Origin of the sequence: Microbacterium barkeri, assembly GCF_027921765.1 — a bacterium.
In the GTDB taxonomy this organism is placed as follows: Bacteria; Actinomycetota; Actinomycetes; order Actinomycetales; family Microbacteriaceae; genus Microbacterium; species Microbacterium barkeri.
Genome location: NZ_BSEJ01000012.1, coordinates 25,239 through 46,272, shown reverse-complemented (window position 1 = coordinate 46,272; position 21,034 = coordinate 25,239). Strand labels below are relative to the sequence as shown.

Sequence of the window (21,034 nt, the reverse complement as noted above, 5' to 3'; positions counted from 1 at the left end):
AGCCACCTCGACGTCCGCGAGGTGGGCGCGTCGCGGATTTAACCCTCGACTTCACCCATTGCATCCTCCGGAGGATCATGGCAGAAGGGAGGTGTCCACGGAAGGGCGGGAAGGAGCGCTGACAGGATGCGGACCGACCGCTTCGCCGACCGCGCGGAGGCGGGCCGCGCGCTCGCCGACCTGCTCGCGGATCTCCGCGGCACGCCGGATCTCCTCGTCCTGGGGCTCCCGCGCGGCGGCGTGCCGGTCGCGGCAGAGGTCGCGCGTGCGCTCGGGGCCGAGCTCGACGTGCTCGTGGCGCGCAAGCTCGGCCATCCGGCACAGCCCGAGGTCGCCATGGGCGCGATCGCCGCGGTCGGGCGCGACGACCTCGCCGCCGTGGAGAACCCGGCCATCGCCGACCCCTTGGCGGTGGCCGGCGTGCGGGCCGATGAGGAGGTCGAGCTGCGGCGCCGACAGCGGGCGTACCGAGACGGCCGCCCGCCCGTGCGGATCGACGGCCGCGTGGTCGTGCTCGTCGACGACGGCCTGGCGACGGGCGCCACCATGCGCGCCGCCGTCGCCGCCGTGCGCGCGGGCTCCCCCGCCCGCGTCATCGTCGCCGTCCCCGTCGCGCTCGGGACGACGGCCGACGACATCGCACGCGAGGCCGACGAGGTGGTGTGCGCGTGGGCGGCCGAGGGCCTGTGGGCCGTCGGCGCCGCGTACGACCATTTCGATCAGACGAGCGACGACGAGGTGCGCGAGCTCCTCGCACGCGCCCTGCGGGACATGTCCTAGTCTCGAACCCATGGCGGCACCCGCAGCTGGATCGCAGACGCTGAGCCGCGGCATCCGGCTGCTCGAGCTGATCGCCGCCTCCGAGCGCGATCCGACGATCGACGAGCTCGCGGCGCGCCTCGACGTGCACCGCTCGGTCGCCTACCGTCTGCTGCGCACGCTCGAGGACCACGGACTCGTCTCCCGCGACGAATCGGGCAGGGTCGCGCTCGCCGCGGGCCTCGCCGCCCTGGCGGCCGGCGTCTCGCGCGATCTCCGCCAGGCCGCGCTCCCCGATCTCGAGGCGGTCGCCGACGAGCTCGGGATGACCTGCCTCCTCGCGATCCAGCTCGACCGCGACGAGGCCGTGACACTGCTGAGCGCATCGCCGCGGCAGACGATCGCCGTCGTCTCCTACCGCCCCGGCCACCGCCATCCCATCACGCGGGGCGGCCCCGGCAAGGCGATCCTCCTGTCCATCCCCGAGGAGTCCTGGCCCGCCGACGTCGACGACCGGCTGCGCACGGAGATCGCGGAGAGCCGCGCGCGCGGCTACGCCGTCAGCCACGACGAGGTCGTCTCGTCGCTGCACTCGGTCGCAGTCCCGCTGACCGTGCCGGGTCAGCCGCCCGCCGCGATCGCGGTCATCCACGTATCGCTGCCGCGCGATGCGGCGGCCATCGCCGCGCGCCTGCAGTCCGCTGCCGCGAGCGTCGTGCGCCGCTACGGGGCCTGACCGGGAGCGGCTCAGGCGTCGACGGCGGTCGCGCAGCCGGCGAAGAACGCGGCGAGCTCGTCGCGCGCCGCGAGCGGGAGGACGTGCGCGACGTACTGATCGGGCCGCACCACGACGACGGCGCCCGAGCGGTCGACGCCGCGCACGTCGAAGATGTCGTCGCCCGGATCGGCCGCGTACACCTTCTCGTGGTCGACGACCTGGAACGGCCCCGTCCGAGGCCGGAACACGTCGGGAACCCGTCCCGGATCGACGTCGAGATGCGCCTCCTGGTAGACGACCTTCACGTCGAACCACGCATCGCGGTCGGCGCCGGCGGGCGTCGCGGCGAGCGGCGACGCCGACGAGGTCGCGAGCCAGTCGGCGAACTCGACCGTCTCCGACCCGCGCGCGAGGCCATCCGCCCCCGCGAAGACGTAGATGCGCCAGCGGCCGTCCGCGCGCGCGTGGTGCCCCAGGTGCACGGGATTGCCGTCGCACACCCGCACCACGGGGTGCGATCGGAAGCGCTTGCCGATCGGGAACCCGGCGGCGAGCGCCTGATGCACGCCCTCCCCCACGATCATGGACGGCGCGTACTCGGTCATGAACCCCGCGGGGAACTCGGCCGTCTGCACGTAGAAGCGCTCGAGCTCGGTCGGATCGTCCAGCTCGTCGGGCTTCGCGGCCATGAGCGACGACCACTTCCGGTCGAAGTCGATGAGGTTCTGCGCGACGACCTGCCGCTCGGCGGAGTACGTCGCGAGCAGGGTCTCGGGCGCGCGGCCCTCGAGCACGTGGCCCAGCTTCCACCCGAGGTTGAAGCCGTCCTGGATCGACACGTTCATCCCCTGCCCCGCCTTGGCGCTGTGCGTGTGGCACGCGTCGCCCATGATGAAGACGCGCGGCGTGCGCGAGCCCGGCTCGACGACGTCGTCGAAGCGATCGGTGACGCGGTGGCCGACCTCGTACACGCTGCGCCATGCGACGTGCCGCACGGTGAGCGTGTACGGGTGGAGGATCTGGTTGGCACGGGCCTCGACCTCCTCCTGCGTCGTCAGCCGCACCCGGCCGTCGTCGTCGGGCGGGACCTCGCCGAGATCGACGTACATGCGGAAGAGGTGGTTCCCCTCGCGGGGGATGTGCAGGATGCTGCCGCCGTCGTGCGACTGGATGGCGCACTTGCGGCGGATGTCGGGGAAGTCGGTGTCGGCGAGCACGTCCATGACGCCCCACGCGTGGAACGCCTTCGCGCCCTGGTGCGTCGCGCCGATCGCCTCGCGCACGCGGCTGTGCGCCCCATCGCCGCCGACGACGTACTTCGCGCGGACGACGCGCTCGGCACCCTGGTCCGGGCCGACGGTGCGCCGCAGCGTCACCGACACCGGATGGTCGCCCTCGCCGATCTCGAGCCCGACGAACTCCCACCCGTAGTCCGGCCGGTTCCTCGTGGGCGAGTGCGCCATGACCTCGAGGAAGTAGTCCTGCACGCGCGCCTGGTTCACGATGAGGTGCGGGAACTCGCTGATGCCGGTCGGGTCGTCGGGCGCGACCGCGGTGCGCACGATGTTCTCGGGATGCGCGGCATCCGGCTTCCAGAAGGCCATCTCGGTGATGCGGTAGGCCTCCTCGATGATGCGGTTCGCGAAGCCGAACGCCTGGAACGTCTCGACGCTGCGGGCCTGGATGCCGTCGGCCTGGCCGACCTCGAGCCGTCCGCCGCGGCGCTCGATGATGCGCGTCGTGATCCCGGGGAACTGCGACAGCTGCGCCGCGAGGGTGATGCCCGCGGGCCCGGTGCCGACGATGAGGACGTCGACGTCGTCGGGGAGCTCCTCCGGGCGCTCCAGCCCGACGCCCGCGGCCGGCTGCACGCGCGGATCGCCGGAGACGTAGCCATGGTGGTGGAACTGCACGGGAGATCTCCTCACGTCGATGTGGGTGATGCAGGCTGCTGCGCCGCGAGTTCGATAATCGAACACATCGTTCTCTTATCGAATGAGCCGAGCGTACTCCGGATCCGCCGTCGAGGCAAGAGAACGTATACGATCTGCCCGTCGATTCGATAGGATGGTCGCGTCCGGGCCGCGGGAGCGCCCGGTGCTCGAAAAAGGGGCACGAAGCCGCGCGGCGGCGCGAGCGAGACACATACGGAGCACCGTCGCCCGCCCTCGTCTCGAAAGGCCCTGCCATGCCCCATGTCTCCCAGCACGTCGCCGTCGCCCTCGCCCGCCACATCGACCAGGTGTTCGGCCTCATGGGCAACGGCAACGCCCACTTCCTGGACGCCATCCTGCGGCACACGTCCGCGTCGTTCACCGCCGTCCGCCACGAGGCGGGCGCCGTGGTCGCGGCTGACGCGCACTATCGCGCCTCCGGACGGATCGCCGCCGCGACGACGACGTACGGAGCGGGCTTCACGAACACCCTCACCGCGCTCGCCGAGGCAGCGCAGGCGCGCGTGCCGCTCGTCCTCATCGTCGGGGACGAGCCGACATCCGGACCCCGCCCGTGGGACGTCGACCAGATCGCGCTCGCCTCGGCCGTCGGCGTCCGCACGTACACCGCGGGACGCCTGGACGCCGCCGCGAGCACCGTGATCGCGATCGAGCACGCGCTGTCGTACCGCGTCCCCGTCGTGCTCGCGATCCCCTACGACGTGCCGACCCTCGAGGCCGGCGAGGTGCCGCCCACGCCGCCCCTGCATCTGCCGCAGCCGCAGGAGCCGTCGCCGGCCACCCGCGCCGCGATCGCGCGCGTCGCCGAGGCGCTCGCCGCGGCCGAGCGGCCGCTCCTGCTCGCAGGGCGCGGTGCGCACCTGGCCGGCGCGCGGGCCGCGCTGGGCGCACTCGCCGACGCGACGGGGGCGATCACGGCATCGACGGCGCTCGGCCGCGGGGTCTTCCCCGATCCGCGCCACGATCTCGGCGTGACGGGAGGCTTCGGCGCTCCCGGGGCGATGGAGCTCATCCGCGAGGCCGACGTCGCCGTCGTTCTCGGCGCGTCCCTCAGCCCGTTCACGATGCGCTTCGGCGAGCTCTTCTCGCCCGGAACCCGCGTCGCGCAGGTCGACGTCGCGCCGACGGCGACCCATCCGCGCGTCGGCGAGTTCCTGCAGGGCGACGTGCGCGTGATCGCCGAGCACCTCGTGCGCGCGCTCGACGGGGCCACGCCCTCGGGGTGGCGCGAGAGCGTCGACCTCGCTCCCCTGCGCGCGCAGGACCCGGGCGAGCGCACGGCACCCGACGGGCGGCTCGACCCGCGCAGCGCCGCGGCGCGCATCGGCGAGCTCCTGCCCGAGGACCGCATCGTCGTGAGCGACGGCGGGCACTTCATCGCGTGGGCCAACATGTACTGGCCGGTCGCATCGCCCGAGCGGATGATCATGGTCGGCACCGCGTACCAGTCGATCGGGCTGGGGTTCCCGAGCGTCGCGGGCGCCGTGCAGGCCGCCCCGTCGGCGACGGTCGTGCTCACGACCGGCGACGGGGGCGGCCTGATGGCGCTCGCGGATCTCGAGACCGCCGTCCGGACCGCGGGCGGCCGGGGCATGTGCGTCGTCTGGAACGACGGGGCGTATGGCGCCGAGGTGAACCTCTACGGGCTCAAGGGCCTCGCCGAGGCGCCCATGCTCATCCCCGACGTCGACTTCGCCGCGCTCGGCGCGGCGATGGGAGCCGAGGGGGTGGTGGTGCGCGACCTCGCCGACCTCGAGCACCTCGCGCGCTGGACCGCGCGCCCCGTCGAGGAGCGGCCGTTCCTCCTGCTCGACCTCCGCGTGAGCCGGTCGGTCATCGCCCCGTATCAGCGCGAGGTCATCCGCGTGAACAGCTGAGGCGTCGGCGCCGAGGAGGCCGCCCGGATCACCGGGCGGCCTCCTTCCGTGCGCGGGTCAGCGCTCCCAGGCGTAGATGCCCTCCGACTGCTCGGCCTCCGCGGTCGGACGCAGGTTGATGCCCTTGCGATCGCGCAGGAGCAGCGTCGCGACGAGGCCGACGGCCGTCATGCCGACGAGATACCACGTGACCGAGGTCGACGAGCCCGTCGTCTGCTGCAGCCACTGCGCGATCGTGGGGGCGAACGCCCCGCCGAGGATGGCGCCGATCGCGTAGGAGATGGAGACGCCCGAGAAGCGGACGGAGGCCGGGAACATCTCGCTGTACCACGCCGACTGCGGGCCGTAGGTGAACCCCAGCCCGATCGTCAGCAGAATCAGGCCGAGCGCGAGGAGAGCGGCGCTGCCGGTGTTGACGAGCGGGAAGAGCGCGAAGAGCGCGGCGCCCTGCGCGACCCAGCCGATGATGTACGTCGTGCGCCGACCGAGCACGTCGCTCAGCCAGCCGGCGATGAACGTGGAGACGAGCCACGTCACCGACGAGGCCGTGACCGCCCACAGCACCGCGCCGCGATCGAGCCCGACGGGCCCGTCGGGGTTCGTCGCGTAGTTCTGCACGTAGCCGCCGGTCGTCATGTAGCCCACCGCGTTGTTGCCCGCGAAGACGAGCGCCGCGAGCACCACGAGCGGCGCGAAGCGCGCGAAGAGCCTCACGACGGGCGCGCTCGTGCGCTCCTTGCGCTCGGCGATCTCGGTGAAGACCGGGCTCTCCTCGACGCGGCGGCGCACCCAGTAGCCCACGACGATGAGGACGATCGAGAAGAGGAACGGGATGCGCCAGCCCCATTCGAGGAAGGCGTCGCCCGGGAACACGGCGTTCATGATCGCGAGCATGGCGCTCGCGAGGAGGAGGCCGATCGGGACGCCGATCTGCGGCATCGCGCCATAGAGGCCGCGCCGGTCGCGCGGCGCGTGCTCGACGGCCATGAGCACGGCGCCGCCCCACTCGCCGCCCGCCGAGACGCCCTGCAGGATGCGCAGGACGATGAGGAGGATCGGCGCGGCCGCGCCGATCTGCGCGTAGGTCGGCAGCAGCCCGATGAGGACGGTCGCTGCTCCCATGAGGATGAGGGTCACGACGAGGACGATGCGGCGGCCGAAGCGGTCGCCGAAGTGGCCAGCGAGGAACGCGCCGAGCGGGCGGAAGAGGAAGCTGATGCCGACCGTGAGGAACGACAGGATCGTGCCGAGACCCGGGCCCGCCGGCTCGAAGTAGAGCTGCGCGAACACGAGGCCGGCGGCCGAGGCGTAGATGAAGTAGTCGTACCACTCGACGGTCGTGCCGACGACGGTCGCGATGGCGACGCGGCGGCGGTCGGCCGAAGAGGCGATGGTGCCGGTGGGCGTGAGCGGCCCGCCGTTCGGGTGATGCGCGGACATCTGGCACTCCAATGTGACGAGGTCGGATGGCGCGTCTGCGCGCCGTCGATCTGGACAATATACGATTTCGAATACATTCCGACAACACCCCTTGCGCGGGCCACCAGATCGTATATGATCTCGTACACGACATCCGTTCGACGAGCGAAGGAGCTCCCGTGGGCCTCGAAGACCGCCGCCTCCCCCGACCCGGGAAGATCATCGCGGTGCACCTGAGCTACCCCTCGCGCGCCGACCAGCGCGGGCGCCGCCCTGCCGCACCCTCGTACTTCCTCAAGCCGTCGAGCTCGCTCGCCGAGAGCGGTGCGACCGTCGAACGGCCCGCCGGGACCGAGCTGCTCGCGTTCGAGGGCGAGATCGCGCTCGTGATCGGCACGGCCGCGCGCGGGATCGGCATCGACGACGCGTGGGACCACGTCGCGTGGGTCACGGCCGCCAACGACTGGGGGCTCTACGATCTCCGTGCGAACGACAGGGGCTCGAACCTGCGGAACAAGGGCCGCGACGGGTACACGCCGATCGGCCCCGACCTCATCGACGCGCGCGCGGTCGACCCCGCGGGCCTGCGCGTGCGCACCTGGCGCAATGGCGAGCTCGTGCAGGACGACACGACCGCCGACCTCCTCTTCCCCTTCCGGCAGCTCGTCGCCGACCTCGCGCAGCACCTCACGCTCGAGCCCGGCGACGTCATCCTGACCGGCACCCCCGCCGGCTCGTCGGTCGCCCTCCCCGGCGACGTCGTCGAGGTCGAGGTCGACGCGCCCGACGCGCCGGGTGCCCCGACGAGCGGCCGACTCGTCTCGCATGTCATCGAGGGCGCCGCCCGGTTCGATCCAGCCCTGGGATCCCTCCCCTCCGTCGACGACCGCCAGCGCGAGGAGGCGTGGGGCTCGCGTGCCGCCGCCGGGCTCGACGCCCCTGCTCCCGCCCTCGACCCCGCGCTGCGCGCCAAGCTCCTCGAGGCTCCCGTCGCGGGGCTCTCGCAGCAGCTGCGCAAGCGCGGTCTCGACAGCGTGTCGATCGACGGCGTGCGGCCGACCCGCCCGGGCGTCAAGCTCGTCGGCGTCGCGCGGACGCTGCGCTTCGTGCCCCACCGCGAAGACCTCTTCCGCAGCCACGGCGGCGGCTACAACGCGCAGAAGCGCGCCTTCGATGCCGTCGGCGAGGGAGAGGTCATCGTGATCGAGGCCCGCGGCGAGCGCGGCTCGGGCACGCTCGGCGACATCCTCGCTCTGCGCGCCCTCGCGCGCGGGGCCGCCGGCGTCGTCACCGACGGAGGCGTGCGCGACTACGCGGCCGTCGCGGAGATGGACCTGCCCGTCTTCAGCCAGGGGCCGCACCCGGCCGTCCTCGGCCGACGTCACGTGCCGTGGGACGCCGACATCGCGATCGCGTGCGGCGGCGCGACCGTCGTCCCTGGCGACATCGTGGTCGGCGACGACGACGGGGTGATCGTCATCCCGCCCGCTCTCGCCGACGAGGTGGCCGACGCGGCGCTCGCGCAGGAGGCCGAGGACGCCTGGATCGCGGAGCAGGTCGCCGCGGGTCACCCGGTCGAGGGCCTCTTCCCCATGAACGCCGAGTGGCGCGCGCGCTTCGACGCCGCCCGCGGGACGGGAGGATGAGAGCATGACCGACACCCTCACCGGCCTCAGCAAGTCGCAGCGCGCGTACGAGTGGATCCGCGAGCGGATCCAGCGGCACGAGTTCGGCCCCGGCTACCGTCTCGTGCTCGGCTCGATCGCCGCCGCGCTCGACATGAGCGTCGTCCCCGTGCGCGAGGCGGTGCGCCGCCTCGAGGCCGAGGGCATCGTGGAGTTCGAGCGCAACGTGGGAGCCCGCGTGACGCTCGTCGACGAGACGGAGTACCTCCACTCCATGCAGACGCTCGGGGTGGTCGAGGGCGTCGCGACCTCGCTCTCGGCTCCGCTCCTCGACGCCGCCGACCTCGACCGCGCGAGCGCGATCAACGAGCGGCTGCGCCGGCTGCTCGACGACTTCGACCCGCACCGCTTCACGGTGATCAACCAGGAGTTCCACGCGGTGCTCTTCGAGCCCTGCCCCAATCCGCACATCCTCGACCTCGTGCACCGCGGATGGACGCGGATGGCCGGGCTGCGGGATTCGAGCTTCGCCTTCGTCCCCGGCCGCGCGCACGAGTCCGTCGCCGAGCACGACCGCATCCTCGAGCTCATCCGCTCGGGCGCCGAGCCCCTCGAGATCGAGCTCGCGGCGCGGGAGCACCGCTGGGCGACCATGAACGCCTTCCTCGCGCAGCGCCACGCCGCCGAGACGCAGACCGACCGAACGAAGCCCCTCACCGAGGAGGAGACATGACCGACATCGCCCTCGACCGCCGGCACGTGCCCGCGGACCTGCCCGAGCGCATCCAGCACTACATCGACGGGGAGTTCGTCGACTCCGTCGACGGCGGCACGTTCGACGTGCTCGAGCCCGTCTCGAACGACGTGTACCTGCAGGCAGCCGCCGGGCAGAGGGCGGATGTCGACCGCGCGGTCGCGGCTGCGCGCCGCGCGTTCGCGGATGGCCCGTGGCCGCGCATGCTGCCGCGCGAGCGCTCCCGCGTGCTCCACCGCATCGCCGACATCGTCGAGTCGCGCGATGCGCGGCTCGCGGAGCTGGAGTCGTTCGACTCGGGCCTGCCGATCACGCAGGCTCTCGGCCAGGCGCGGCGCGCGGCCGAGAACTTCCGCTTCTTCGCCGACCTCGTCGTCGCGCAGGCGGACGACACCTTCAAGGTGCCCGGCCGTCAGATCAACTACGTCAACCGCAAGCCGATCGGCGTCGCGGGGCTCATCACGCCCTGGAACACGCCGTTCATGCTCGAGTCCTGGAAGCTCGCCCCCGCGCTCGCGACGGGCAACACCGTCGTGCTGAAGCCGGCGGAGTTCACGCCCCTCTCGGCGTCGCTGTGGGCGGGCATCTTCGAGGAGGCGGGCCTGCCGCGCGGCGTGTTCAACCTCGTCAACGGCCTGGGCGAGGAGGCGGGCGACGCGCTCGTGAAGCACCCCGACGTGCCGCTCATCTCGTTCACGGGCGAGAGCCGGACGGGGCAGATCATCTTCGCGAACGCGGCCCCGCACCTCAAGGGGCTCTCGATGGAGCTCGGCGGCAAGAGCCCGGCGATCGTGTTCGCCGACGCCGACCTCGACGCCGCGATCGACGCGACGATCTTCGGCGTCTTCTCGCTCAACGGCGAGCGCTGCACGGCCGGCAGCCGCATCCTCGTCCAGCGCGCGGTGTACGACGAGTTCGTCGAGCGGTATGCGGCCCAGGCGAAGCGCGTGAAGGTCGGCTACCCGCACGACCCCGCGACCGAGCTGGGCGCGCTCGTGCACCCCGAGCACTACGCGAAGGTGATGTCGTACGTCGAGATCGGCAAGAGCGAGGGTCGGCTCGTCGCCGGCGGCGGGCAGCCCGACGGCTTCACGTTCGGCAACTTCGTCGCGCCGACCGTGTTCGCCGACGTCCCGCGCGACGCGCGCATCTTCCAGGAGGAGATCTTCGGGCCCGTCGTCGCGATCACGCCGTTCGACACCGACGAGGAGGCGCTCGCGCTCGCGAACGACACGAAGTACGGGCTCGCGGCGTACATCTGGACGAACGACCTCAAGCGCGCCCACAACGTCGCGCAGGCGGTCGAGGCCGGCATGGTGTGGCTGAACTCGAACAACGTGCGCGACCTGCGCACGCCGTTCGGCGGCGTCAAGGCGTCGGGGCTCGGCCACGAGGGCGGCTACCGCTCCATCGACTTCTACACCGACCAGCAGGCCGTGCACATCACCCTCGGCGAGGTGCACAACCCGACCTTCGGCAGGAACTGACTCCCGGCCATCCGCTCACGCAAGGACGCATGACATGACCCGACGCGAGGACATGACCCTCACCTCCTCCGGCTACTTCGTCTCGCAGGAGGCGCCGATCGCCGCGGCGAACCCGATCCCCCGCCCCGCTGCCGCTCCCCCGGACATCCTCCGGTGCGCCTACATGGAGCTCGTGGTGACCGATCTCGCGGCATCCCGCGCGTTCTACGTCGACGTGCTCGGCCTCTACGTGACCGAGGAGGACGACACGACGATCTACCTGCGCTCGACCGAGGAGTTCATCCACCACAACCTCGTGCTCCGCACGGGCCCGGTCGCGGCGGTCGCGGCGTTCTCGTACCGCGTGCGCTCACCCGAGGACCTCGAACGCGCCGTCGCCTTCTTCACCGAGCTCGGGTGCCGCGTCGAGCGCCGACCCGAGGGCTTCGTGAAGGGCATCGGCGACTCCGTCCGCGTGGAGGACCCGCTCGGCTTCCCGTACGAGTTCTTCCACCAGGCCGACCACGTCGAGCGGATGTCGTGGCGGTACGACCTGCATGTCCCCGGCGAGCTCGTGCGCCTGGATCACTTCAACCAGGTCACGCCCGACGTCCCGCGGGCGGTGTCGTACATGCAGAGCCTCGGATTCCGCGTCACGGAGGACATCCAGGACGAGGAGGGCACGGTGTACGCGGCATGGATGCGCCGGAAGCCGACCGTGCACGACACCGCGATGACCGGCGGCGACGGCCCGCGCATGCACCACGTGTGCTTCGCGACGCACGAGAAGCACAACATCCTCGCGATCTGCGACAAGCTCGGGGCACTGCGCCGCTCCGACGCGATCGAGCGCGGACCGGGGCGACACGGCGTCTCGAACGCGTTCTACCTCTACCTCCGCGACCCCGATGGCCATCGCGTCGAGGTGTACACGCAGGACTACTACACGGGCGACCCCGACAACCCCGTCATCACGTGGGACGTGCACGACAACCAGCGCCGCGACTGGTGGGGCAATCCGGTCGTGCCGAGCTGGTACACCGATGCGTCGCTCGTGCTCGACCTCGACGGCAACCCGCAGCCCGTGCGCGCCCGCACCGACGCGAGCGAGATGGCGGTGACGATCGGCGCCGACGGCTTCTCGTACACGCGACGAGACGACGACGAGGCGATGCCCGAGTGGAAGCAGGGCGAGTACAAGCTGGGGCACCAGCTGTGAGCCTCTCGGCCGAGGCGATCCGGGCGATCGCCGACGAGCTGGCCGCAGCCGACCGCGACCGGACGCTCATCCCGCGCATCACCGCGCGCCATCCGGAGGCGACCGTCGACGACGCGTACGCGATCCAGGGCATCTGGCGCGACGGCCGGATCGCCGCAGGGCGGCGCCTCGTCGGCCGGAAGATCGGGCTCACGTCGCGCGCGATGCAGCAGGCGACGGGCATCTCCGAGCCGGACTACGGGGTCATGTTCGATGACACGGTCTGGGAGAGCGGCGCGCGCATCCCGCACGACCGCTTCTCGAACGTGCGGATCGAGGTCGAGCTCGCGTTCGTGCTGAGCGCGCCGCTCGAGGGCCCGCACTGCACGCTCTTCGACGTCTTGCGGGCCACCGAGTACGTCACGCCCGCACTCGAGATCCTGAACTCGCACGTCGAGCTGGAGGGGCGGACGATCGTCGACACGATCAGCGACAACGCGGCGTACGGCGGCCTCGTGCTCGGCGGCAGCCCGACCCGGCCCGACGACGTCGACCTGCGCTGGGTGTCGGCGCTGCTCTACCGCAACGAGACGATCGAGGAGACGGGCGTCGCCGCCGGAGTGCTCAATCACCCCGGCACGGGCGTCGCGTGGCTCGCGAACAAGCTGCACCAGCACGGAGCGCGCCTCGAGGCGGGCGAGATCGTCCTCGCGGGCTCGTTCACGCGGCCCGTCTGGATCGACAGGGGCGACTCCGTGCTCGCCGACTACGGGCCGATGGGAGCCATCTCATGCCGCTTCGTCTGAACCCGACCCTTCGGCACCGGCTCGCGGAGGCGACGCGGCCGCTGTACGGCGGATGGGTGTGCTCGGGCTCTCCCGTCGCCGCCGAGATCATGGCGGGATCGGGACTCGACTGGGTGCTCATCGACATGGAGCACGCCCCGAACGGGCTCGAGTCGGTGCTGGCGCAGCTGCACGCCGTGTCGGCGTACCCCGTGACCGCGGGCGTGCGCATCCCGTCGGCCGACCCCGTCGTCATCAAGCAGGTGCTCGACCTCGGCGTGCAGACGCTCCTCGTGCCGATGATCTCGACCGCCGACGAGGCGCGTGCGGTCGCGGAGGCCGCTCAGTACCCGCCCGCAGGGCGACGCGGCGTCGGCAGCGCTCTCGCGCGCTCGGCGCGCTGGAACCGGGTCGACGGCTACCTGCGCGACGCGGCCGAGCATGTCGCCGTGTACGTGCAGATCGAGACCGCGGAGGGCGTCGACAACGCCGCCGACATCGCGGCGACGCCGGGCATCGACGGCGTTTTCGTCGGCCCGGCCGACCTCGCGGCGTCGATGGGGCTGCTCGGGCAGCAGACGCACCCCGAGGTCGTCGCCGCGGTGAAGCGCGTCTTCGAGGCGGCCGCGGCCGTGGGCCGGCCGTGCGGCGTGAACGCGTTCGACCCCGCGGCCGCGCGCGCCTACGCCGAGGCCGGCGCGCGCTTCCTGCTCGTGGGAGCGGATGTCGCGCTGCTCGCACGCGCGTCGGAGGCGCTCGCGGACGGCTTCATCGGAGAGGACGCGGAGCGCTGGCGGGCTGCGACCTGACCTTCACCTTCGTTATCGTTCTGTGACCTTTTGTGCTTCGTTCTGGCTCGTAGGGGCCTTCGAATGTCCGAGGTCGGCGGGACACTGGTTTCATGAGCGATGGAGCCGTGTGGGGTGAAGGGGATGGTCCGTCCCCGACGCCTTCGGAGCGTGCGGCGGTGGAGTCGGCGATCGAGGCGATCCGGGCGGCGGACAGGGTGATCGCGCATGCCCAGGCGGCGCGTCAGATGGCGTTGGCGTCGGCGTCGCAGGTGGCGTGGGCGCAGCATGAGCGGCAGGTCGCGGCCGGGGGCTCGTCGCGGGCGTGGGCGCATCGGGCGATCGCGGAGGAGATCGCCGCGGCCACGCACACCCCGGGCCGGTCGGTGGAGCGGCAGATGAACGACGCGACGAACCTCGTCTCCCGGTTCCCGGTCGTGCGGGACCGACTCGCGGAAGGGACGGTGTCGCTCCCGCACGCGCGCACGATCGTGCTGTGCGGAGACCGCATCGACGACGACGAGACCCGCAGCGTGTTCGAGGTGCGGGTGCTGGAGCGGCTGGACCGGGTGCCGATGACCGCGGGCGCGTTGGCGGAGGTGGCGCGGAAGGTCGCGCAGGAGCTGGACCCGGTCTCGATCAGCGACCGTCACAAGGCCGCACGCAGGCGCCGGCGGGTGGGGTTCCGGCCCGGGGAGGACGCGATGGGCGCGTTCGACGCGGAGGTCGCGAACGTGCTCGGGGTGGGGATGATGGACCGCATCGACCAGATGGCCAAGACCGTCCTCGCCGCCCGCGCCGCGGCCCGCCGCGCTGGCGACCCGGCCGCGCTCGCGGATGACCGCACCTTGGATGAGATCCGGGCGGACATCTTCACCGACCTCACCCTCACCGGCATCCCCACCGGCCACGACCACCTCTACGGCGCCACCTTCCCCGAACCGAGCAACAGCGCGGACGCGAAGGACAAGGACACCGACGCCGGACTCGGCGCCACCAGCAACTGTGCAGGCGGCACGGCCGATGCGAAAGCCGGGGACGTCGGGCTCGGCGCGACGGGCGCCACGGCCGACGCCGGTGCCGGCGCGGGCTCAGCGCCCTGCACGGGCTCGGGCTCTGGCGCGGTTTCGGCGTTCGGCCCGGCCCCGAAGCCTGTCGGGCTCGGGGCGATCCGCGGGAGCGTGCACATCACCATCCCCGCCACCGCACTGGCGGACCCCACGAACCGGACCGAGGGCGCCACCCTCGCGGGGGCGGGTCCGATCCCGATCATCGACGCCAAGGAGATCGCCGCGGACGCGACGATCTGGAACCGGGCGTTCACCGACGCGAACACCGGGGTGCTCCTCACCGTGGATCAGAGGTTCCCCACGATGGCGCAGCGGCGGTTCCTGAAGGCGCGGGACGAGCGGTGCCGGTTCCCCGGATGCCGGCAGGCCATCCGGAAGCACTACGTCGACATCGACCACACCCATCCCCACTCCCGGGGAGGGCCCACGAACGTGGCCAATCTCGAGTACCTCTGTGAAACGCATCACATGCTCGAGCAGATGACCGAATGGACCGTCACCCAGGGCCCCGGCGGCGTGCTCGAATGGACGTCCCCGAACGGGCGCGTCTACACCGACACCCCACCACCCGTCGCCCGCTTCACCCCACCCGACAACGAACCACCGCCCTTCTGACACGCACGCGGGCAGACGGCAGGCGCCGCCGCCCGTCGTGTCCATGCCTCAGGCCGCTCTTCGCCGATAGGGTGCAGACGTGGATTCAGACGCGCCCGAGCACGAACAGCACCGACTCGATCTCGATGCAGCCTCGGCCGAACAGATCGACGACCCGTGGTCGGCCCGACGACGCCTGGCGTGGGGGCTGGCATGGAGCATCCCGGTCGTCGCGCTCGTCGTCGGGATCGTGCTGACGAGCAGCGGAACGCTCGAGTTCACCCGAACGTACGACGGATACACCTACGAGGCCGAGTACCACACGGTGTGGCCCGCCGGCCTCGCTCTGCTCGCCACCGGCGTCCTCGGTCTCACCGCGGCGGCGATCGCCACCGCCCTGATGCTGACTCCGCGGCCCGCCCTCGACAGCCGCTGACGCGCGCGTGCCGTCAGCCTGACGGCGCCGGGGCCAGCCGATAGAGCACGCGCGGGCGGCCCCGCCGCCCGTAGCTGTGCGCGATGTCGATCCGCCCCTCGGCGACGAGGTGCTCGAGGTACCGGCGAGCCGTCGCGCGCGAGATCCCGCACGTGGCCGCGAGTTCCTCGGCGGAGACCGAACGGACGGGGTCGAGCGCCGCGAGGACGCGCTCGAGTGTCTGCGCGGCGAGTCCCTTGGGAAGCTCGACACGCCCCTCGCGCCTCGGTCGTTCGGGAGCCCGCGTGGTGCCGACGGCGAGGAGGCGATCGATCTCGCCCTGGGAGAGACGCCGATCTGCAGCGTCCGCCCGTCGTCGGTCGGCGTCGGCCGCGTACGCTCGCAGCCGTTCCTGGAGCACCTCCTGCGTGAACGGCTTCACGAGGTACCCCGTAACGCGTGCGGCGAGCGCCTGCCGGACGGTCACCTGATCGTGGGACGAGCTGATCACGAGGACGTCCGCCCCCGCCTCTCCCAGGGTCCGCAGACGGTGCAGGACCTCGATCCCGCTGATGTCGGGAAGCCGCATGTCGAGGAGCACGAGATCGACGCCGCGTCCGAGCTGGGCGAGCGCCGCTCGCCCGGTGGCCGCCGTCGCCGCCACGTAGAACCCCGGCGTCTCGGCGACGAACCGGCTGTGCAGGGCGCGCGCCGCGGCATCGTCGTCCACGATGAGCACCCCGATCCGCTCGCTCATCGCTCGGCACCCAGATCGAAGTCGAAACGCGACCCGCCCAGCGCGGATCGACGCAGCTCGATGGTGCCGCCGCGCGACGTGACGGTGCGCCGAACGAGCGCCAGACCGATCCCGCGCCCGACGCCCGACGCGTCCGGCTTCGACGAATAGCCGCGCGTGAAGACGCGATCGACGTCGGCGGGGTCGATGCCGGGCCCGTCGTCTTCAACGGCTCCGACGAACCGGCCGTCGACCTGCCGCAGCGAGCAGCGCACCGACGACGCCCCCGCCTCGGCGGCGTTGCGCGCGAGATTCGCGAAGACGAGGAGCACTCCCTCGTCGATCGGGACGTCCGGATCCATGTCGGTCTCGAGCCGCGTCCCACGCGCGCTCAGCTCGGAGCGGAGCGCCTCGATGCTCGCGCTCAGCAGCCCCGAGGGCCGCGAGACCCCCTCGCCCCCGTTCCCGGAGAGGACGGGCACGACCCCTTCGATGTACTGGAGCGCCTCTGCGCGATCGCCGTGCGAGACGAGTCCGTGGATCACGTGGAGTCGGGTGCCGAACTCATGCGCCTGCTCGCGCAGCGCCGCCGTCACATGACGCAGCTGGCGGTGCTCCGCCTCCATGGCGTCGCTCCTCCGGAACCGTCGCTCGATCGCGGCCGCGAGCAGCGAGCTCGCCAGGGTTGCGGCGATGAGCGCGGCGGATGCCCAGGGCAGCAGCTTCTCGACGCCCGCGGCCGTCTGGGCGGAGATGCTCGACTCGAGGATGCCCACGGCCACCATGCCGACCACGGCCCCGTTCGAGCCCACCACGGGCACCTTCGCGCGGAGCGAGGCGCCCGACGGCCCCGTCTCGGTGCCGACGAACTCCTCCCCCGCAAGCACCGGCTCCGTGGTGGTCGACACCTGGACCCCTCGCTGAGACGGATCGGGATGCGTGATCCGCACGCCCTCGTCGTCGGTGATCACGACGTAGTACACCCCGGCCGTGCGCTGGATCACGTCCGCCAGCGGCTGCAGCGCCGCGGTCGCCGTCGCGAGGGAGGATGCGTCGGCGGGGCGCTCGGCGGTCCCGATCGGACCGGCCGCCTCCACCGCCGTGCGGACCTCGTTCAGCTCGGCGAGACCGCGCGCCACGTCGTGCACGCGCTGGGTCGTCGCCTCCCGGATGCTCCGCTCCTGCACCGTGAGCGCGACGAGCGTCGTCAGGCCGACCGCGGCGAGCACGATGACGGATGGCAGGAAGAGCATCACGAGGCGCACGGCGCGCGTTCGGGTGTCGGCGGTCCTTGTCATGTCCTCGCGAGGATTCGGTGAGCATCAATGATCACAACACCTCGGGACGAGGCGCGCGCTCTCACGGCGGCTCATCCTATTACTCATCTTGCGGCGACAAAGGTGTCCGCAGAAGGAGCAGAGATGAGCACAGACGATTCCGTCACCCCTCCCCGTGGGCGCTCGCCGGTCGCCCGCACGGTCACACGCGTGATCGGCGCCTCCCTCGCGACGGCGGCGATCGCGACCGCCGTGTACGGATCCGTGACGTCGGCAGCCGCCGGCACGGACCTCCATGCATCGATGACGATCATCGCTCCCGCCGCTCCGGGCGGCGGATGGGATGGCGTCGCGCGCGAGATGCAGCAGGCGCAGCGGGCGAACGGCCTGGTGAACAACGTGCAGGTCGTGAACATGCCGGGCGCCGGCGGCACGATCGCGCTCGGGAACGTGTCGGTCCTCGCGGGGCAGCCGAACAACCTCCTCGTCGGGGGAACCGGCCTCCTCGCGGCGACGATCCAGTTCGATTCGGCCGCCACGCTCGACGACGTCACGCCCATCGCCGTGATGGTGGAGGAATACGACGTGGTCGTCGTCCCCGCCGACTCCCCGTACGAGACCCTCGACGATCTCGTCTCCGCATGGCGGGAGGATCCGCGGGCGCTGCCCTGGACCGGCGGCGGCTCGTTCGACCAGCTCGTCGCGACCGGTCTCGCGCTCGCGGCGGGCATCGATCCGGTGGAGACGACGTACATCTCCTCGGATGGCGGTGGCGAGGCCATCCAGGCCCTGCTGAACGGGACCGCGCAGGCGGCCACGGGCGGCTACCCCGACAACATCGACCAGATCGCGTCCGGACGTCTGCGGGCGCTGGCGCTGATCGCCGAGCAGCCGGTCGAGGGCATCGAGATCCCCACGGCGGCCGAGCAGGGCTACGACGTGGCGCTGACGAACTGGCGCATGGTGGCCGCACCCTCCGCCCTGTCTGAGACAGAGCGCACGGAGCTCACCGACCTCGTCCTCGAGACGCTCGAGACTCCGGAGTGGCAGGACGCGATCGAGCGCTACCACTGGACGGAGCGCGTGATCACGGGTGACGAGCTGACCGGCTTCCTGGAATCCGAGCGTGCTCGGATCGCCGACCTCTACGAGGAGATGGGGCAATGATGCCTTCGAACAATCCCACCGCCCTGTCCGCGGTCGTGGGCGATCCGAGGGCGCCCCGCACGACGGCGCCGTCGATCGCGACGCTCGCGGCGCATCTCGTGATGCCCGTGCTCCTGGCGGCCTTCGCGAGCTACCTGCTCGGGGGCATCCTCACGATGTCGGTCCCGGAGGGCGCGGCGTTCCCCGGCCCGCAGTTCTTCCCGGGACTGATCTCGGCGGGCCTCTACCTGCTGGCGGTCCTGCTCGGGCTCTCGGGCTTCCGGCAGTGGCAGAGCAGCCGGACGCAGACCGATGACGCGGCAGCCGACAGCGCAGGCGGCATCCTCTCCCGTCCGCGCTGGCGATCGCTGCTGTGGGTCGTGGGGTCGTTCCTCGCCTTCGCGCTCCTGCTCGAGGTCCTCGGCTGGATCATCGCGGCGACGCTGCTGTTCGTCGGCGTCGTGCGCGGGTTCGCGTCGTCGCGCTGGCTGTTCAATGCGCTCGTGGGTCTCACCCTGAGCTCGGTCATCTACATCGCGTTCGACATGCTGCTCGGCCTCCCGCTGCCGTCAGGCATTCTCGGAGGGGGTCTCTGATGGACGTCCTTCCTCTTCTCGCCGACGGATTCGCCGGGGCGCTGACCTGGCAGAACCTCATCTGGGTCCTCGTCGGATGCCTGCTCGGCACCGCGGTGGGCGTGCTGCCGGGCCTCGGCTCGTCGATGGCGGTCGCGCTGCTGCTGCCGGTCACCTTCGCCCTCGAGCCGACCGCCGCATTCATCATGTTCGCCGGGGTCTACTTCGGCGGGCTCTTCGGAGACTCGACCATGGGCATCCTGATGAACACGCCGGGTCAGGCCTCGGCCATCGCCTCGACGTTCGAGGGGCACCGGATGGCGCTCAGCGGTCGTGCGGCGCAGGCGCTCGCGACCGCGGCGATCGGCGCCTTCATCGGCGGATTCGTCGCCTCGGTGCTCGTCGTCTTCCTCGCGCCGCTCCTCGCCGACTTCTCGAGCAGCTTCGGCCCGGCAGAGTTCTTCGCGCTCGCGGTCTTCGCGTTCGCCGCGACCTCATCCGTCGTGACGGACACGCCGCTGCGCGGCATGGCGTCGCTCTTCCTCGGGCTGGGGATCGCCGTGATCGGGGTCGACAGCGTGTCCGGTGCTCCGCGCTTCACCCTGGAGTCGCCGTACCTCTTCGACGGCATCTCGCTCGTCACCGTGACCGTGGCAGTCCTCGCGCTCGGCGAGGTGATCTACGTCGCGTGCCTCTCGCGGCAGTCGGGCGAGGGCTCGATGGTCAAGCCGGCCGGTCGGCCCTGGCTCTCGCGCACCGAGTTCCGCGAGGCGGCGCCCGCGTGGCTGCGCGGCACGGCGATCGGCGTGCCCTTCGGGATCGTGCCCGCGGGCGGGTCGGAGATCCCGACCTTCCTCGCGTACGGACTCGAGAAGCGGCTCGACGCCCGTCGGGACGTCCCCCGGTTCGGGAGCGGCGCCATCCGCGGTCTCGCCGCCCCGGAGGCCGCGGGCAACTCGACGACCGGCATGGCGATGGGCTCGCTGCTCGCCCTGGGCCTCCCGATCTCGGCGACCGCCGCGATCATGCTCGCGGCCTTCCGCCAGTACGGGCTTCAGCCCGGCCCGCTGCTGTTCGAGCGTGCGCCGGATCTCGTGTGGTCGCTGCTCGCGAGCTTCTTCATCGCGATGGTCGTCCTGCTGATCCTCAACCTGCCGTTCGCGACGCTGTGGGCCAAGCTGCTGCTCATCCCCCGGCCGTACCTGTTCGCCGGCATCACGGTGTTCTGCGCGCTCGGGACGTACGCGACCGGCGGCTCGACGTTCGACCTGCTCATGCTGCTCGGCATCGGCATCGTCGGCTTCATCATGCGGGCGGTCGACTATCCGCTGGCGCCGCTCATCATCGGCATGGTGCTCGGCCCACTGGCCGAGACGAGCCTCCGCGACGCCGCGATGAGCGCCAACGGCGACTTCTCGGTGCTCGTCGGCGGGCCGATCCCGATCGCGCTCTACGCGCTGCTCGCCGTCGTGCTCGCGTTCTCGATCCGCGGCCGGGTCGTCGCGCGCCGGCGGCAGAAGCTCGAGGCGGCGACGAGCGAGACGTCGCTCGTGCGCTGATCCGCGCTGAGGCCCGGTGCGTCCCGAACGGGACGTGCCGGGCCTTCGGCGTGCCTGCTGCAGGATCTCCAGCGAGCTCGATCGCCTTCTCGCACCTCGCGACGGCGTGTGGCAGCGGAGCCCCCTGGTGCTCGAGGCGATGCTCGATCGCGCGGAAGCCGACGCGCGCCACCGCGCCGCAGCTGAGAACGCGAGGGCACGGCGGCGACGGATGGCGTTCTTCGGCACCGGGCTCCTCGCGGCGGCCATCGCCGCGACCGCTGGGGCATCGGCCGTCATTCCGACCTTCGAGCCCGACGCGGTCATCCCGATCGAGTA

At 71.9% G+C, this 21,034-nt stretch carries 18 protein-coding genes; 14 read left to right on the top strand and 4 right to left on the bottom strand.

Going from position 1 to position 21,034, the window contains the following annotated elements; genetic code table 11:
* Positions 1 to 126: 126 nt before the first annotated feature.
* On the top strand, positions 127 to 780 hold the full coding sequence (locus PKE79_RS12350) for a phosphoribosyltransferase (protein WP_271173997.1): 654 nt from the start codon (positions 127 to 129) through the stop codon (positions 778 to 780).
* 10 nt (positions 781 to 790) lie between these two features.
* A complete protein-coding gene (locus PKE79_RS12345; protein WP_271173996.1) occupies positions 791 to 1,495 on the top strand; it encodes an IclR family transcriptional regulator in 705 nt (234 codons plus the stop codon).
* An 11-nt stretch (positions 1,496 to 1,506) separates the two neighbouring features.
* On the opposite strand, the gene PKE79_RS12340 is transcribed toward PKE79_RS12345, so the two are convergent.
* On the bottom strand, positions 1,507 to 3,390 hold the full coding sequence (locus PKE79_RS12340) for an FAD-binding monooxygenase (RefSeq protein WP_271173995.1): 1,884 nt from the start codon (positions 3,388 to 3,390) through the stop codon (positions 1,507 to 1,509).
* A 275-nt stretch (positions 3,391 to 3,665) separates the two neighbouring features.
* On the opposite strand from PKE79_RS12340, the gene PKE79_RS12335 reads away from it, so the two are divergent.
* On the top strand, positions 3,666 to 5,309 hold the full coding sequence (locus PKE79_RS12335) for a thiamine pyrophosphate-binding protein (protein WP_271173994.1): 1,644 nt from the start codon (positions 3,666 to 3,668) through the stop codon (positions 5,307 to 5,309).
* 57 nt (positions 5,310 to 5,366) lie between these two features.
* Here the strand turns inward: PKE79_RS12335 and PKE79_RS12330 are convergent, their stop codons facing one another.
* On the bottom strand, positions 5,367 to 6,749 hold the full coding sequence (locus tag PKE79_RS12330) for an MFS transporter (RefSeq protein ID WP_271173993.1): 1,383 nt from the start codon (positions 6,747 to 6,749) through the stop codon (positions 5,367 to 5,369).
* 158 nt (positions 6,750 to 6,907) lie between these two features.
* Here PKE79_RS12330 and PKE79_RS12325 point away from each other — a divergent pair, with 158 nt between their 5' ends.
* The 8 genes from PKE79_RS12325 (at position 6,908) to PKE79_RS12290 (ending at position 15,444) form a co-directional block, all read left to right on the top strand.
* Positions 6,908 to 8,374, top strand: coding sequence for a fumarylacetoacetate hydrolase family protein (locus tag PKE79_RS12325; RefSeq protein ID WP_271173992.1), 1,467 nt, complete (start codon positions 6,908 to 6,910; stop codon positions 8,372 to 8,374).
* Between the two features lie 4 nt (positions 8,375 to 8,378).
* Positions 8,379 to 9,086 (top strand): GntR family transcriptional regulator, encoded by a 708-nt coding sequence (locus PKE79_RS12320; protein ID WP_271173991.1) that lies wholly within the window; start codon positions 8,379 to 8,381, stop codon positions 9,084 to 9,086.
* The gene (gene hpaE, locus PKE79_RS12315; RefSeq protein ID WP_271173990.1) at positions 9,083 to 10,594 is read left to right on the top strand and encodes a 5-carboxymethyl-2-hydroxymuconate semialdehyde dehydrogenase; all 1,512 of its coding nucleotides are present in this window, start codon (positions 9,083 to 9,085) and stop codon (positions 10,592 to 10,594) included. Before PKE79_RS12320 ends, hpaE begins: the two co-directional genes overlap by 4 nt.
* A 34-nt stretch (positions 10,595 to 10,628) precedes the next feature.
* Entirely contained in the window at positions 10,629 to 11,792 is a 1,164-nt protein-coding gene (hpaD, locus tag PKE79_RS12310) for a 3,4-dihydroxyphenylacetate 2,3-dioxygenase (RefSeq protein WP_271173989.1), read from the top strand.
* Positions 11,789 to 12,577: a 2-oxo-hept-4-ene-1,7-dioate hydratase gene (gene hpaH / locus PKE79_RS12305; protein ID WP_271173988.1), complete on the top strand. Its 789-nt coding sequence runs from the start codon at positions 11,789 to 11,791 to the stop codon at positions 12,575 to 12,577. The genes hpaD and hpaH overlap by 4 nt, the downstream gene beginning before the upstream one ends.
* Positions 12,562 to 13,365 carry an HpcH/HpaI aldolase family protein gene (locus PKE79_RS12300; RefSeq protein ID WP_271173987.1) on the top strand — a complete coding sequence of 268 codons (804 nt, stop codon included), beginning with the start codon at positions 12,562 to 12,564 and terminating at the stop codon, positions 13,363 to 13,365. Before hpaH ends, PKE79_RS12300 begins: the two co-directional genes overlap by 16 nt.
* A 92-nt stretch (positions 13,366 to 13,457) precedes the next feature.
* Positions 13,458 to 15,029, top strand: coding sequence for an HNH endonuclease signature motif containing protein (locus tag PKE79_RS12295; RefSeq protein WP_271173986.1), 1,572 nt, complete (start codon positions 13,458 to 13,460; stop codon positions 15,027 to 15,029).
* A gap of 79 nt (positions 15,030 to 15,108) precedes the next feature.
* A complete protein-coding gene (locus tag PKE79_RS12290; RefSeq protein ID WP_271173985.1) occupies positions 15,109 to 15,444 on the top strand; it encodes a hypothetical protein in 336 nt (111 codons plus the stop codon).
* 13 nt (positions 15,445 to 15,457) lie between these two features.
* Here PKE79_RS12290 and PKE79_RS12285 read toward each other — a convergent pair whose 3' ends face one another.
* Positions 15,458 to 16,180, bottom strand: a complete 723-nt coding sequence (locus PKE79_RS12285; protein WP_271173984.1) for a response regulator — start codon at positions 16,178 to 16,180, stop codon at positions 15,458 to 15,460.
* Entirely contained in the window at positions 16,177 to 17,457 is a 1,281-nt protein-coding gene (locus tag PKE79_RS12280; RefSeq protein WP_271173983.1) for an ATP-binding protein, read from the bottom strand. The genes PKE79_RS12285 and PKE79_RS12280 overlap by 4 nt, the downstream gene beginning before the upstream one ends.
* A gap of 123 nt (positions 17,458 to 17,580) precedes the next feature.
* Between PKE79_RS12280 and PKE79_RS12275 the strand changes: the two genes are divergently transcribed.
* From PKE79_RS12275 to PKE79_RS12265, 3 genes are read left to right on the top strand one after another with little or no spacing between them, the layout of a single operon-like run.
* Complete coding sequence (locus tag PKE79_RS12275) at positions 17,581 to 18,603, top strand: tripartite tricarboxylate transporter substrate binding protein (RefSeq protein WP_271173982.1); 1,023 nt, start codon at positions 17,581 to 17,583, stop codon at positions 18,601 to 18,603.
* Positions 18,600 to 19,178, top strand: a complete 579-nt coding sequence (locus PKE79_RS12270; protein ID WP_271173981.1) for a tripartite tricarboxylate transporter TctB family protein — start codon at positions 18,600 to 18,602, stop codon at positions 19,176 to 19,178. The genes PKE79_RS12275 and PKE79_RS12270 overlap by 4 nt, the downstream gene beginning before the upstream one ends.
* On the top strand, positions 19,178 to 20,716 hold the full coding sequence (locus tag PKE79_RS12265) for a tripartite tricarboxylate transporter permease (RefSeq protein ID WP_271173980.1): 1,539 nt from the start codon (positions 19,178 to 19,180) through the stop codon (positions 20,714 to 20,716). The genes PKE79_RS12270 and PKE79_RS12265 overlap by 1 nt, the downstream gene beginning before the upstream one ends.
* Positions 20,717 to 21,034 lie beyond the last annotated feature (318 nt).

Coding starts and splice junctions, on each gene's coding strand:
- PKE79_RS12350 (WP_271173997.1), top strand. CDS start 127: ATGCGGACCGACCGCTTCGCCGACCGCGCGGAGGCGGGCCGCGCGCTC.
- PKE79_RS12345 (WP_271173996.1), top strand. CDS start 791: ATGGCGGCACCCGCAGCTGGATCGCAGACGCTGAGCCGCGGCATCCGG.
- PKE79_RS12335 (WP_271173994.1), top strand. CDS start 3,666: ATGCCCCATGTCTCCCAGCACGTCGCCGTCGCCCTCGCCCGCCACATC.
- PKE79_RS12330 (WP_271173993.1), bottom strand. CDS start 6,749: ATGTCCGCGCATCACCCGAACGGCGGGCCGCTCACGCCCACCGGCACC.
- PKE79_RS12320 (WP_271173991.1), top strand. CDS start 8,379: ATGACCGACACCCTCACCGGCCTCAGCAAGTCGCAGCGCGCGTACGAG.
- hpaE (WP_271173990.1), top strand. CDS start 9,083: ATGACCGACATCGCCCTCGACCGCCGGCACGTGCCCGCGGACCTGCCC.
- hpaD (WP_271173989.1), top strand. CDS start 10,629: ATGACCCGACGCGAGGACATGACCCTCACCTCCTCCGGCTACTTCGTC.
- PKE79_RS12300 (WP_271173987.1), top strand. CDS start 12,562: ATGCCGCTTCGTCTGAACCCGACCCTTCGGCACCGGCTCGCGGAGGCG.
- PKE79_RS12295 (WP_271173986.1), top strand. CDS start 13,458: ATGAGCGATGGAGCCGTGTGGGGTGAAGGGGATGGTCCGTCCCCGACG.
- PKE79_RS12285 (WP_271173984.1), bottom strand. CDS start 16,180: ATGAGCGAGCGGATCGGGGTGCTCATCGTGGACGACGATGCCGCGGCG.
- PKE79_RS12280 (WP_271173983.1), bottom strand. CDS start 17,457: ATGACAAGGACCGCCGACACCCGAACGCGCGCCGTGCGCCTCGTGATG.
- PKE79_RS12275 (WP_271173982.1), top strand. CDS start 17,581: ATGAGCACAGACGATTCCGTCACCCCTCCCCGTGGGCGCTCGCCGGTC.
- PKE79_RS12270 (WP_271173981.1), top strand. CDS start 18,600: ATGATGCCTTCGAACAATCCCACCGCCCTGTCCGCGGTCGTGGGCGAT.
- PKE79_RS12265 (WP_271173980.1), top strand. CDS start 19,178: ATGGACGTCCTTCCTCTTCTCGCCGACGGATTCGCCGGGGCGCTGACC.